At 41.9% G+C, this 13218-nt stretch carries 10 protein-coding genes; 5 read left to right on the plus strand and 5 right to left on the minus strand.

Going from position 1 to position 13218, the window contains the following annotated elements; genetic code table 11:
- Positions 1–17 precede the first annotated feature (17 nt).
- On the plus strand, positions 18–1559 hold the full coding sequence (gene ftsZ, locus HUW51_RS16760; RefSeq protein WP_185270774.1) for a cell division protein FtsZ: 1542 nt from the start codon (positions 18–20) through the stop codon (positions 1557–1559).
- 187 nt (positions 1560–1746) lie between these two features.
- Here the strand turns inward: ftsZ and HUW51_RS16765 are convergent, their stop codons facing one another.
- The gene (locus HUW51_RS16765; protein WP_185270775.1) at positions 1747–2046 is read right to left on the minus strand and encodes a sll1863 family stress response protein; all 300 of its coding nucleotides are present in this window, start codon (positions 2044–2046) and stop codon (positions 1747–1749) included.
- A 470-nt stretch (positions 2047–2516) separates the two neighbouring features.
- Here HUW51_RS16765 and HUW51_RS16770 point away from each other — a divergent pair, with 470 nt between their 5' ends.
- Positions 2517–4091: an amino acid permease gene (locus HUW51_RS16770; RefSeq protein ID WP_185270776.1), complete on the plus strand. Its 1575-nt coding sequence runs from the start codon at positions 2517–2519 to the stop codon at positions 4089–4091.
- Between the two features lie 162 nt (positions 4092–4253).
- Here HUW51_RS16770 and HUW51_RS16775 read toward each other — a convergent pair whose 3' ends face one another.
- Positions 4254–4613 carry a hypothetical protein gene (locus tag HUW51_RS16775; RefSeq protein WP_185270777.1) on the minus strand — a complete coding sequence of 120 codons (360 nt, stop codon included), beginning with the start codon at positions 4611–4613 and terminating at the stop codon, positions 4254–4256.
- A 256-nt stretch (positions 4614–4869) separates the two neighbouring features.
- Here HUW51_RS16775 and HUW51_RS16780 point away from each other — a divergent pair, with 256 nt between their 5' ends.
- Positions 4870–5286 carry an organic hydroperoxide resistance protein gene (locus HUW51_RS16780; RefSeq protein ID WP_185270778.1) on the plus strand — a complete coding sequence of 139 codons (417 nt, stop codon included), beginning with the start codon at positions 4870–4872 and terminating at the stop codon, positions 5284–5286.
- Positions 5287–5452: 166 nt separating this feature from the next.
- Here the strand turns inward: HUW51_RS16780 and sucC are convergent, their stop codons facing one another.
- Positions 5453–6643 carry an ADP-forming succinate--CoA ligase subunit beta gene (gene sucC / locus HUW51_RS16785; RefSeq protein WP_185270779.1) on the minus strand — a complete coding sequence of 397 codons (1191 nt, stop codon included), beginning with the start codon at positions 6641–6643 and terminating at the stop codon, positions 5453–5455.
- A gap of 273 nt (positions 6644–6916) precedes the next feature.
- Positions 6917–7957 carry a glycoside hydrolase family 113 gene (locus HUW51_RS16790; protein WP_228466693.1) on the minus strand — a complete coding sequence of 347 codons (1041 nt, stop codon included), beginning with the start codon at positions 7955–7957 and terminating at the stop codon, positions 6917–6919.
- A gap of 235 nt (positions 7958–8192) precedes the next feature.
- On the opposite strand from HUW51_RS16790, the gene HUW51_RS16795 reads away from it, so the two are divergent.
- Together HUW51_RS16795 and HUW51_RS16800 are read left to right on the plus strand one after the other, a co-directional pair.
- Entirely contained in the window at positions 8193–8846 is a 654-nt protein-coding gene (locus tag HUW51_RS16795) for an ABC transporter ATP-binding protein (RefSeq protein ID WP_185270780.1), read from the plus strand.
- Between the two features lie 646 nt (positions 8847–9492).
- On the plus strand, positions 9493–10281 hold the full coding sequence (locus tag HUW51_RS16800; RefSeq protein ID WP_185270781.1) for a hypothetical protein: 789 nt from the start codon (positions 9493–9495) through the stop codon (positions 10279–10281).
- A gap of 139 nt (positions 10282–10420) precedes the next feature.
- On the opposite strand, the gene HUW51_RS16805 is transcribed toward HUW51_RS16800, so the two are convergent.
- Positions 10421–12775: an InlB B-repeat-containing protein gene (locus HUW51_RS16805; RefSeq protein ID WP_185270782.1), complete on the minus strand. Its 2355-nt coding sequence runs from the start codon at positions 12773–12775 to the stop codon at positions 10421–10423.
- Between the last annotated feature and the right edge of the window lie 443 nt (positions 12776–13218).

Here is a 13218-nt window from a genome sequence, read left to right on the forward strand (position 1 = left end):
TTTAAGGAGAGTAATATATGAGTTTTTCATCCTATAAGTTTGATATACCTACACAAAGCAAATCTATTATTAAGGTTATTGGTGTTGGTGGGGGAGGTAGCAATGCTGTAAATCACATGTGTGGCCAAGGCATTAAAGATGTTGAATTTGTGGTATGTAATACCGACGCGCAGGCTCTGAAAAGCAGCAATGTACCCAACAAACTGCAAATTGGCGTTGACTTAACCGAAGGCTTAGGTGCAGGGGCAAATCCGGAGCGGGGTAAGCAAGCTGCTATCGAAAGCCGGGAGCAAATCCGGGAGTTACTGGGCAACGATACCAAAATGGTTTTTATAACAGCCGGGATGGGCGGTGGTACCGGTACGGGTGCGGCCCCCGTAATTGCTAAAATTGCGAAAGAACTCGATATACTTACGGTAGGTATTGTTACTGCTCCTTTTATATTTGAAGGTAAGAAAAAACGTGACGCCGCCGAAAGAGGGATTAAAGACCTGAGCGAAAACTGTGATACCGTTTTAGTAATTCTGAACGATAAGCTCCGCGAAATCTTTGGTAATTTGCCTATTCGTCAGGCTTTTGCCAAAGCCGATAACGTGTTAACCACCGCCGCCAAAAGTATTGCCGAAATTATTACGGTAACTTCGGAAGTTAACGTGGATTTTGAAGACGTTAAAACCGTTATGAAAGATTCGGGAGCAGCCGTAATGGGTTCTGCTACCACTGAAGGCGAAAACCGGGCTTTACGCGCCGCCGAAGAAGCTTTATCGTCACCTTTGTTGAATAATACCGATATTCACGGGGCACAAAAAATATTGCTTTCCATTATGTCCGGCGACCAGGCCGAACTGGAAATGGACGAATTAACCGAAATTACCGAGTACATCCAGGAAAAAGCCGGCGAAGAAGCCGAAGTTATTTTTGGGCACGGTATTGATCCGGAGTTAGGCCAAAGCATTCGAGTTACGGTTATTGCTACTGGTTTTGCCCGCGATGCGGTTACTATAAACACAAATCAGGTAAAAAAAAACACTACACCGGAAGCTGACCCTCAAATAAACATTTTTGATACCGATCGGGCGGTGGTAACACCAGAGCCCATTGTGGCTGCCCGGCCAGCTGCCCCCGTACGGGTACCCGTGCAGGAACCAGCTCCTGTGGTAAACCAGGTCCCAGTACCTACGCCAATTCCGGTACCAACGCCTGCTCCAACGCCAACCCGTGTGCCGGCCGAACCAGTTCGGGTGGTATTTGATTTAGAGTCGAAGCAGGAAGTGTTTACCCCGGAAGAACGACATGAATTTGCAAAACCCCCGGTGGAGGATGATTTAAATGATCTGCAGCAAAAATCGCAGGAACGGCGGGAGCGTTTGCGCCGGTTAAGCAGCGAAATTACCAACGAAGCCATTAAAGAGAAATTAGAAGTGCCCGCTTATCTGCGCCGCAATGTAGCCCTGGAGAATGTACCTCATTCTTCAAACCGCAATATTTCCCGGTTTAACTTAAGCGACGATAACGATATTTTAGGCGATAACAAGTTTTTACATGATAATGTAGACTAGTTGCAGAAATTAAAATTTTTAAAAATAGAAGCGCCGGATGTGTATCACATCCGGCGCTTCTATTTTTAGCTTATCCGGTTCTAACAAAAGTTAAAGGTTAGCTTATTTTAAAAACTAATAATTGTAATTGCTTAACCCAGTAATTTTTAAAATTTATTCTTTTACGAAGTTCAATTTTTGAAATTACTTAGTCCAGCATATTCCGGATTTCATCTTTTAAGTTTTGTAAACCGGTTTTAATATCGGTCCAGGTGCTAGACGATTCGTCCTGGGTAGTATCAAGTTGCTGGGCCAGCAAAGCGCGTTTTTTCTCTAAACCGGCAATATGCTCGTGGTACGTATGGTTCGAGTCGATGGTGGTTGCATGCGCCCGGCCTTGCAGTATTTTTATCTTGTTATCTAATTCCTCTAAACTTTGTTTAATTTCATCCCGGGTTAAGTGCGCGGGCGCCCGCATATTTTCTGGTTTTAAAGGGTAGTGGTCCATAGTAGTATCTTTTATTTTAAGTATTAAATTCGAAAAACTTCAGAGGTAATACCGGTTTTTACTTAAAATTTAAAAAAAAGATGTGCTTTAGCTTCGTTTGCAGCATCAAGTACTTATAAGTTCCAATTTTTCAGTCAGCTACAGTTTTCATATTATTTACCGGAATAAGTAGTAGCCGCCCGCCACGGTAATTTCTTGTTACAAACCTTCTTCTATTTACTGGTGTAAGAAAAAGTAATACTATTAAGATTGATGAAACCTGGCAATTGACACCAAACGGAATAATGCTTAGTTTAAAATGTTTTATGCTATTTATTCAACAAATGGCAGATTTTATTTAATTTAAGGTCGTATTTATACAGCTTTTTTAAAATTTAATATTATTAAGTATAACGTTCTAATTAAATCAGGTAAGTTACTATAATTAAAAATTTACTAACAATCTTGTTTCCACATTTTAATACAAACGAATGGCATCAAATTTATTTGCAAAAAAATCGATTACAAAACTAATTCAGGAGTCAGAAGGAGGAGGGAGTGATGGACATGGCCATTCGCTGAAACGTACTTTAACCGCTTCTAACTTAATATTATTAGGTATTGGGGCTATTATTGGTACGGGTATTTTTGTGCTTACGGGCAGCGCCGCCGCCCAGTTTGCCGGACCAGGTTTGGTAATTTCTTTTGTGGTGGCCGGTATTGCCTGCGCGTTTGCCGGCCTTTGTTACGCCGAGTTTGCTTCCATGATCCCGATTGCGGGTTCAGCTTACACGTATGGTTATGCCACCTTAGGGGAATTAATTGCCTGGATAATTGGCTGGGATTTAATACTGGAATATATGTTTGGAGCCGCCACCGTAGCGGTAGGTTGGAGCGGCTACATGGTGAGTTTTTTACGGGATTTAAACATTAACATTGCCCCGGAATGGTGGAATGCGCCTGGTATCTCTTTAGTGCAAGATCCAAAAACCAGTGCCTGGTTGCAGGTTACGGACCAACTAACCCACCAATATACCGCCCAGGGCATTGATATTGCCACCTTGCCGCAGGCTACCGGCGTATTTAATTTAGTAGCTGCCACCGCGATTATTTTAATTACCATTATTCTGGTAGTAGGTATTCAGGAGTCGGCAAAGTTTAACAATTTTATTGTGTTTATTAAACTTTTTGTGGTTATCGCTTTTGTATTGGCGGGCGGCTATTATTTGTTGCGCAACCCCGAGGTAGCTGCGCAAAACTGGACTCCTTTTATCCCGGATAATACCGGCGAATTTGGACATTATGGTTGGAGCGGTATTATGCGGGCCGCCGGGGTTATCTTTTTTGCCTATATTGGTTTTGATGCTGTTAGTACGGCCGCGCAGGAAGCTAAAAATCCGCAGCGTGATATGCCCATTGGTATTCTGGGTTCACTCGTTATTTGTACCATTTTATATATTTTGGTATCGGGTATATTAACCGGTTTAGTAGATTACCGCCAATTAAACGTAGCCGAACCTATTGCGATTGGTATTGAAGTAACTGGTTATTCTGTACTGCGAGATTTGATTAAAATTGGTGCAATTGCCGGTTTAAGCTCGGTAATGTTGGTAATGTTATTGGGGCAGCCCCGCATTTTTTACTCTATGTCACGCGATGGTTTAATTCCGCCTTTGTTTGGTAAAGTGCACCCACGCTTTAAAACCCCTTACATTAGTTCTATTTTAATTGGGGTAGTATGCGCTATTACTGCCGGGGCTTTACCCATTGCACAACTCGGCGAAATGACCTCTATAGGTACTTTACTGGCCTTTGTTATTGTTTGCGGAGGTGTATGGTACATGCGGGTTTATGAACCAGAACGGGCCCGTCCTTTCCGGACGCCCTGGGTGCCTTTAGTGCCAATTTTGGGGATGCTGGTTTGTTTTGCCATGATGGCCAGTTTAAATGTTCATACCTGGTACCGCTTACTTGGTTGGTTGGCCATTGGCTTGGTCGTATATTTTACGTACAGCCGCAAGCATAGTAAGTTAAATAAAACCCCGATTGTACATAGCAAAGAGTAAAAATTTAAAAATTAAAAAAGGCGCTTCTACAGGTAGAAGCGCCTTTTTTGTGCCCGCACGGTACCAGTTTTTTGGCGATATAATTTTAAGTAAGAACACCTGTAACAGGCTTAAAAAGTAAAATTTTAAAATTTTGTAAAACCGCGATGCTATAAATTAAAATTAGTAGGCTAATTCTCCTTCTACGCCTTTGTAAGGGGCAGCAAAAGCTTTTACTAACTTTACACCTTGTTCTGTTAACGTGCCGGCGCTATCGCTTAGTCCGGCATCAGCTAATTGATCCAGGTTGCTGGTACCAATGGTATTCCGGTTTTTAAATACCGTATCCCGGAACAAGGTCGTTATTTCGTGGTCGCCGGCGCCGTGTACCCGTACCGGATTTATTAACTTCAGAATCGTTTTTAAAGTCTGAACAATTTCCGGATGGTCTTGTAATTTATTCTTTTGTGTAAATTCCTGGTCGAAAGTAGATTCATTAAAAGCTTCGTCTTGCGGAATTAATTTTAAGGCTTCTATGCTCATGAGTTTATGTTTAAGTGGCAATTGTTAAGAGTTTAATTACTTATAAGGCTTTATACCCCATCCTACCAGAATTTGTTATTGCTACTACCAGAATGCCTTGTTTTGCCGTTTTTGCGGGTGAATAAAAGTAGAAGGTGTGTTTTGCACCAAACCCTTATTTTTAATTTTTCTAAAAATTAACAAGATTATCTTAACAAAAAGAAAGGTAATCGGTTATTAAACTCTTAAAACTATTTTTTTAACTAAACTACGAACTATGAAAACCTTGTATACAGCCGAAGTATCGGCAACGGGAGGCCGCAGCGGTCATGTAAAATCATCCGATGGTGTTATTGATATGGCGGTGAATGTGCCGGAAGGCTTAGGCGGTAAAAAAGGCAGCACCAACCCCGAACAACTTTTTGCTGCGGGTTACGCCGCATGTTTTCAAAGCGCCTTGTTATTGATTGCCGGAAAAAAGAAAATCAGGTTAGAACCAGATTCTACGGTAACGGCACACGTAAGCTTGCTGCAACTTGATAACCAAAGTTACGGCTTAGGAGTAAAGCTGGTAGTAGATGTAAAAGGCTTAGACCACGACGAGGCACTACAATTGGTAAACGAAGCACACGAAGTTTGCCCGTATTCGGTAGGTACGCGCGGAAATATAGACGTGCAATTGGAAGTAGTGTAGCAATTCTGCTTTTAGAAGATTATTAATTTAAAGCGACACTACTAAAAGCAGATTTTTAAAAAAATCGCATTTTGCCGTTAGCAATGTATTACCTGAATAACAATATAAAAGCAGCGCCCCGTCTGAGTTCAGACGGGGCGCTGCTTTTATGTAAAAATTTAAAAAATTACGCTAATACTTCTTTTACGCGAGCGGCAGCATCTTTTAATAAAACGGCGGAGTAAACCTTTAAGCCGGATTCATCAATAATGCGGGCGCCTTCTTCGGCGTTGGTACCCTGCAGACGTACAATAATTGGTACTTTAATATCACCGATATTTTTGTAAGCTTCTACCACCCCGTTGGCTACGCGGTCGCAGCGAACAATACCACCAAAAATATTAATCAGAATGGCTTTTACGTTCGGGTCTTTCAGGATAATTCTAAAACCAGCTTCTACGGTTTGGGCGTTGGCACCACCTCCCACATCCAGGAAGTTAGCCGGCTCACCACCCGATAGTTTAATAATATCCATGGTAGCCATCGCTAATCCGGCGCCGTTTACCATACAACCTACGTTACCATCCAGTTTTACGTAGTTTAAGTTGCTGGCGCTGGCTTCTACTTCTAAAGGATCTTCTTCGTTAAAATCCCGAAGGTCTTCAAAAGTCCGGTGACGGTACAAGGCGTTATCGTCTAAGTTAACCTTAGCATCTACCGCTAAAATTTTATTATCCGAAGTTTTTAAAACCGGATTTATCTCGAACTGCGAGGCATCGGTATCGATGTAAGCTTTGTAAAGCGCGGTAATAAACTTTACCATTTCTTTAAACGCTTCCCCTTCCAGGCCAAAAGCAAAAGCTATTTTACGCGCCTGAAAAGCTTGTAAACCTACAGCCGGATCAATCCACTCTTTTAAGATTTTTTCCGGATGTTTCTCGGCTACTTCTTCAATGTCCATACCGCCTTCGGTGCTGGCCATAATTACGTTGCGGCCTTTAGCTCGGTCCAGCAGAATACTTACGTAAAATTCCTGCGGCTCTGTTGGGCCAGGATAATACACATCCTGAGCAATTAAAACTTTATGAACGGTTTTACCTTCGGGCCCGGTTTGGTGCGTTACCAGGTTCATACCTAAAATCTGCGACGAGAGCTCCCGTACCTGGTCCATGTTTTTGGCTAGCTTTACGCCACCGCCTTTGCCACGGCCACCCGCATGAATCTGCGCTTTAATTACGTGCCAACCGGTGCCGGTTTCGGCAGTTAAACGTTTCGCAGCTTCTACAGCTTGGTCGGGATTGCGGGCTACAATTCCTTCCTGAATCCGGACGCCATAACTTTTAAGAATCTCTTTTCCCTGATATTCGTGTATGTTCATGATTGGAGCATTTCGTGTGGCACGAAAGTAAAAAGTAATCTTTTTATTTCAAACTTTAATTTAGATGATAGTCTATAGTCGATAGCCCACGGACGACAGCCAGTAGGCTATTGTTGACAGTTGAAAGTTAATGCTTCGCAAACAACGGCTCATCGTTACAGTTTCGGGCGTATAGAATTTTAAAAATTTTAAAAATTCTATACACCCCAACTTTTAACCACAAACCTTAAACTACCAACTATGGTCTATCGACCATCGACTATCGACTATCATCTACTTCCCGTACCATTCGGCTAAAATCTTTTCGGCGGGTTTATGTTGAGGGGTAAAATCGCGGTGGTCGCGGCCGTTATCGCGCACTTGGGGGTACCACTTCCAGATAAATATACCGCCAAACCAAGGCTGGTGCCAAAGCGTTTTAAAAAGGGCTTCATAGCAATTGGCTTGTGTTTCGTACGATTCCATAAATGCAGTATTATCTCCACGCTCCGGCCATTTCCAGGGTTCTACGGCCGCATCCGGCGAGCTTTTGTAACCTACTTCGGTAAACACAATGGGTTTGCGGTATTTTTTAGCTATTTTTTCTAACCGGGGTACGTGCGATTTCCAGCCAGCTTGTAATTCAGCTAAGTCAGGATTATTTTTTTGACTCAGCGGGAAGTAACCTTGTACGCCAATAAAATCGAGGGCGTCCCAGAATTTAATCTTTTCGTATTCCAGGTACCAGTTAGCCGCGTAGGTAAGTTCGCCGTGGTATACCTGCCGTATTTCCTTTATTAATTGGCGCCAGTCTTTTTCGCGGCTAACTGCCGGGTTCATAAGTTCCGTACCAATACACAAAGCCTCGATGTGGTGGGTTTCGGCTAACCGGGCATAATGCAGGATAAAAGCAGCATAATTTTTAAACCAGGCTTGCCAATCGGCTTCGCTGATCATGGCAATATCGCCAATCCATTTGTTTTGCTCCCGGTTCATTAACCAGATATGCGGTTTTAATAACGTTTTTATACCAGCTTGCCGGGCCAGTAAAGTCGTATGAATTAAACCAGCATCGCTTTCGCCCCAATAATGTTTATTAGGGCGCGTATTCAGTTGTATTTCGGGGGTGTTGTAGTTACGTTGCCAGCCAAACGGCGTTTGGGCAATCCATTGGATATTACATTTTTTTGCTGCCGCCAGGTGGTTAAGAGTAACCGAATCGCTGGCTACCCAGTTTACACCCCGGTATTTTAGTTTAGCTTGATACGTTGTCGGTCTTTTGGGTACGGGAGCTGCCCGGAAGCATAGGTGCAAAGCACCCAAACTGAAGAGCATTATTAAAAGCCATAAAAACGATCTGGACCGGACCATACCAACAAAGCTATAATTCTCTTAAATATAAACTTTACTTCGTTTATTACCCAGAGTATGGCCATTTTGCTGGTTAAACTTACCGCCTGGCTTCGCATGAGGAATCAATTTTTAGGGAGCGCTAACTTAATTGCAAAAAATGGTAACTTTTGGCTAGATTTGCCGAAAACTCTCCCGGAGCCATTTAAATTTTATCTACTTGCTGCAAGCCACCAACATTCATAAAGCCTACGGAGCTTTGCCCGTTTTAAAAGGAATTACGCTGCAAATTGCCAAAGGCGAAATTGTTTCTATTGTAGGTTCCTCGGGAGCAGGTAAAAGTACCTTGCTGCACATTTTAGGAACTTTAGATACCCCCGACCAAGGCGACGTGTTATTTAACGGTAATGCGGTTAATAAATTTAAAAGCGTAGAGTTAGCGCGTTTCCGGAACCAGCACATTGGTTTTATTTTTCAGTTTCATAATTTGTTGCCGGAGTTTACCTCCGTCGAGAATGTATGTTTGCCGGGTTTCCTGGCGGGCCGCCCCGAAGAAGAAGTGGTAAACCGGGCCAAAGATCTTTTAAAAATGTTGAATTTAGGCCATCGCCTCGGCCATAAACCTTCCGAAATGTCGGGCGGGGAACAACAACGCACCGCCGTGGCTCGGGCTTTAATCAATTCTCCCGAAATTATTTTTGCCGATGAACCCAGCGGTAATTTAGATTCAGAAAATGCCCGGGAACTGCACGAAATTTTCTTCCGGCTCCGCAACGAGCTGCATCAGACATTTGTTATTGTTACCCACAACGAACATCTGGCCACTATGGCCGACCGTAAGTTGGTGATGAAAGATGGTTACTTACTCGCTTAAAATTAAAAAATTTAAAAAACAGGTAGGTAGATTAGAATTACCGGCCTGTTTTTTATTTTAGGTTATCCTTCAAAGCTTAATTCTTACCAGGATATACTTTTTCCCTTTCTCATTCCCTAATCCTATTTTCTGAATGTCTTTCTTACAAGTTTAAAAGAACTCGAAAGCCTCAACCCAAGATTTTTACAGCCCGAAAGTTTTGCCCAGCATCCGGTTTTAAGCTAAAGTTAATTGCCAGAATCCATCACCTTAGCTATTTGGACATAAAGGTATAGATTTACATCCCTGCCCCATATTTCCTGCATGCATTTCCACCAGCTTAAGCTGGTGTTCATAAAAGCATAAAGCTTTGATAAAAAGATTTTTAACTAAAATACCCAAGTTCGTAACCTAAACAACGCATACCAGTAAAAAAGCTTCTGCGGCTTTAAATTTTAGTTTATTACGGCTAAAGTTTAAAGTGCAGGTAAACATTGTTTTGGTGTGCTAAAATATTTAGTTTGTAGCTGCTAATGAAAATAGAAAAATTTTAAAAAATATAATGTAAGTTATTGATTATCAATGATAAAATTTTGCTAAATTTATGGCTGGTTTGGCACCAAAACCTACGTCAATATGTTTACTTAAAGAACATAAAAACAAAGAAATGAATCAGGAAAATAATGAAAACAAGCTAGTTAAGAAGTCGCGGATCGAGAGCTACGATATCGCGAAATCTGACGAAACCATGCACCTGGCCATCGACCTTGCGAAGTTTATAAAGGAGAATAAGTTATACCAAAATATACAAGGTAAGGAATACGTAAACGTGGAAGGTTGGCAATATGCCGGTTCCAGGTTAGGTATTCTGCCAGTAGTAGAGCATGTAATTAACGTAAGTACTGATACCGAATTAAAGTATCAGGCCAAAGTGAATTTACTTAATTTACGTACCGAGCAAGTAGTAGGAGCGGGTTTTGCCATTTGCTCTAATAAGGAGCAAGGTAAAAAGTATTATCAGGAATTTGCTATTGCCTCGATGGCGCAAACGCGGGCTATTGGTAAAGCTTACCGTAACATTCTGGCCTGGATTATTCGGGCAGCGGGTTACGAGCCTACTCCGGCTGAAGAAATGGATTACAGCGGTAATACGCAGGATGCGCCCCGGGTGGAGCAACCTCAGATAACCGCCGAACCTAAAGCCATGAAAGCGGTTCCGGCAGAAGCGGAAAAACAACCGGAATCTGCCCCGGCAGCCGCTTCGGTTAAGTATGCATCGGCTAAGCAAAAAGAAGAAATTATTCGTTTGCTGAACAACCCGGTAATTACCCGTCAGGAGAAAACAAAAATGTTATTAAACATTAACAAATTAGACGAAGAGCGGGCTACCCAAGCTATTGCTAAACTTAAAAAAGTAATTGAAGAACGGGAAGACGAACAAACCGCTGCGGCTTAATTAATTTTCCTTGTTTTAGCGCACTATTCGGTTAAGCCTGGCTCCCCAAGAGCCAGGCTTTTATTTTGCCTGAAACAATTTAGAAGCAATTGTAAGAGACGTAGAAATTTAAATTTTTAAAAATTTAAATTTCTACAATCTAATTTTTAATCAACCGTAAATTTTGCACCCCCGATTTTGTTTTTAGTTTGGCCAGGTAAATACCGCTTTTCACAGAATTGGCATTCCAGGTTACCCGCACCTCCTGATTGGCTTGCGCTAAACCCGGCGGAAATGCTTGTACCAGGGTACCATCTAGATTGTGAATAGAAAGTTCGTATGCCTCGTCTTGCTTTAACGCAAAGGTAAGCGTAGCCGATTGCGGAACAGGGTTTGGATAAATTAGCAGCTCCGAAGCAAAACTAATCGTTCCAGCTAATTTTTCAGATTGATTCGCCACGGAGTTGGCCGCAGCTATTTCTGTTCCGGTGCTGGTGGTTAAATTTTTAATTCGTAGGTAATCAATGTTTGGCCCCCCTTTTTCACCAGATTTCAATCTAATTTCATTTAATCCGGGCCTTAGTTTTGCTTTAACTGTAACATCCGACCACGTAGACCAGGTTTCGGTAGTTTTAAAAGATTTAGCTTCTGCAATAATTTCGCCGTTTACGATTATTTTTAAAGGGTATGCCGTGCCGCTGCCATTCGAGTACCGGAACGTTAACTCGCAATCACCTGGTTTTTGATCGGCCAGGAGCCAGCTAATAATGGCGTAACTCTTACTTTTAATATCTACGTAACCTTTGCCCCGGTAATCTCTGTGTTCATTTTGAACCAAGGCACCTTTAATAAAAAAGGCATTTTCGGCTTCATAAACGTTTTGACCGATCGGATCAAAAATAGCTTTAACCTTTTTATTGCTATTGATGGTAATGGTTAACGGGTTTTGAAACACATTCACGTCGCCGCTCCAACCGGTAAATTTATAGCCTGGCGCAGGTTTAGCTTTTAAAGAAACTACCGAGCCGCTGGGGTAATAATCTGCGGGGTTGCTATTAACTACGGTACCGTTGCCGTCGGTTTTTACATTTAAAGTATAAGCGCCGGAGTAATTACTTGCCGATTCTTCGTTTACCGATATATTTACCAACCAATAATCGTAGTTTCCTTTAGAGCTAGCGGTTTTGTCTTCGGTGGCCGACGATAGAGAATAACCGCCCAAAACATACTCTCCAGGGCGAACCTGCTGAACAGTTTGTAAGCCATCTTCTTGGTTGCCCCCAATGGTTTTGTCCCACAGCAACGATCCGGCTGCATTTAATTTTAATACCCAAAAGTCAATGTCTTTATTCGATTTTTCGGATTTGTTGCCACTTACCGGAGAAGTAGAAAAGCCACCTACAATGTACCCGCCATCGCTGGTTTGCTTTACCGAGCGCAGGTTGTCTTTGCGGCTACCGCCAAAGGTTTTATCCCAAATAATGGTGCCGGTTTTATCTAACTTCACAAGCCAGTAATCTGTTTCACCGTGGCTTTTCTGGGTTTTATTACCCCCAACCGAAGAACTGGAAGTACCGCCTAAAATATATCCACCATCTTTGGTGACTTCCAGGGTTTCCAGCAAATCTTCGTTCCGGCCACCAATGGTTTTGTTCCATTCAATTAGCCCAAACGCATTTAATTTTACAATCCAGTAATCTCCTAAACCTTTGTTGGTGCCTGTTTTATGGCCACTACTGGGTGAATAAGAATAGCCCCCGATAATAAATCCTTTATCGCGGGTTTGTTTAACAACCCGTAAATAATCAAAGCTGCTGCCCCCAATGGTTCGGTCCCATTCTTTTTGCCCCCGGGAATTTATTTTAACTATCCAGTAATCTTTTTCTTTTCTAGAGCTGATAGATTTGTTCATGCCCAGTTTACCACTAGCCGGCGAGTTGGATGTGCCTCCTAAAATATAACCTTTATCGCTGGTGAGGGCTATGGAAATTAAAAAATCATTGCGTTTGCCACCAAAGGTTTTGTCCCATTGTTTTTTGCCGGAGGCATTGATTTTAATTACCCAGAAGTCATACTCGGCCGCTGCCACATCTGATTTGTCGCCGCTTACCGGCGAGTTAGAATAACCGCCTAAAATGTAGCCGCCATCCAGGGTTTGCTGTACTGTTTGTAAAAAATCTTTGCCGCTGCCTCCAAAAGTTTTATCCCACTGTTTTTTTCCGGAGGCATCTACTTTTATAATCCAAAAATCTTCTTGCCCTTTTGAATCTTTAGATTTATCGCCGCTGGCGGGAGAGGTAGAAGTGCCCCCTAAAATGTAGCCTCCATCGCTGGTTTGTTGCTGGCATTGCAATAAATCATTATCACTGCCGCCGTAAGCTGCGTCCCAGTTTATCCGGGCTTGCGCGGAGCTGGCATTTATATTAAAAAGTAGCAAAGCAATAAAAAGTATTCCGCTTAGTTTAATCGAAAATCTTTTTTTATGGTTAGCGCGAAAGGTGTTGGTGGTGTTCACTTGCTTAAGATTAAAGAAGCCAGAGCTGTTTTGATCAGGAATGTATTCTGTTAGTGCAGAATGCTTAAGGGCTATATTCTAGTAATGCTTGCCTGCTGAAAGAAAGAACTTAAAGGCGATATGCCTCCTGCAAAAAATTATCTTTAACTAATTTGGTTAATTACAGCATCAAACGGTAACTAGAATATCCGGAACGGTTGGGTCACGGAATTACTGGATGTTAATATTAAATTATATACTGAATTTTTAATATTTAACAGCTTGTCTTATTCTTGTTTAAAAATTGGTTCTTTTATAAAAGTTATTGTTTTAATTCGTTTTGCTAATATTGTTTATGTTATATAATGTAGTTAAAGCTATTTTTATAAAATTAGGGAATAGGTTTACAGAAAAATTAGGCTCTACTGCTTTGTTTAAATCTTTTCTGTTAGTTTACAGTAAAG

The sequence above is a fragment of the Adhaeribacter swui genome (assembly GCF_014217805.1).
Lineage (GTDB): Bacteria > Bacteroidota > Bacteroidia > Cytophagales > Hymenobacteraceae > Adhaeribacter > Adhaeribacter swui.

Excerpts from the sequence above, each read along its gene's own strand:
- ftsZ (WP_185270774.1), top strand. The coding sequence starts at position 18 with ATGAGTTTTTCATCCTATAAGTTTGATATACCTACACAAAGCAAATCT.
- HUW51_RS16770 (WP_185270776.1), top strand. The coding sequence starts at position 2,517 with ATGGCATCAAATTTATTTGCAAAAAAATCGATTACAAAACTAATTCAG.
- HUW51_RS16800 (WP_185270781.1), top strand. The coding sequence starts at position 9,493 with ATGAATCAGGAAAATAATGAAAACAAGCTAGTTAAGAAGTCGCGGATC.
- HUW51_RS16775 (WP_185270777.1), bottom strand. The coding sequence starts at position 4,613 with ATGAGCATAGAAGCCTTAAAATTAATTCCGCAAGACGAAGCTTTTAAT.
- sucC (WP_185270779.1), bottom strand. The coding sequence starts at position 6,643 with ATGAACATACACGAATATCAGGGAAAAGAGATTCTTAAAAGTTATGGC.
- HUW51_RS16765 (WP_185270775.1), bottom strand. The coding sequence starts at position 2,046 with ATGGACCACTACCCTTTAAAACCAGAAAATATGCGGGCGCCCGCGCAC.
- HUW51_RS16790 (WP_228466693.1), bottom strand. The coding sequence starts at position 7,957 with ATGCTCTTCAGTTTGGGTGCTTTGCACCTATGCTTCCGGGCAGCTCCC.
- HUW51_RS16780 (WP_185270778.1), top strand. The coding sequence starts at position 4,870 with ATGAAAACCTTGTATACAGCCGAAGTATCGGCAACGGGAGGCCGCAGC.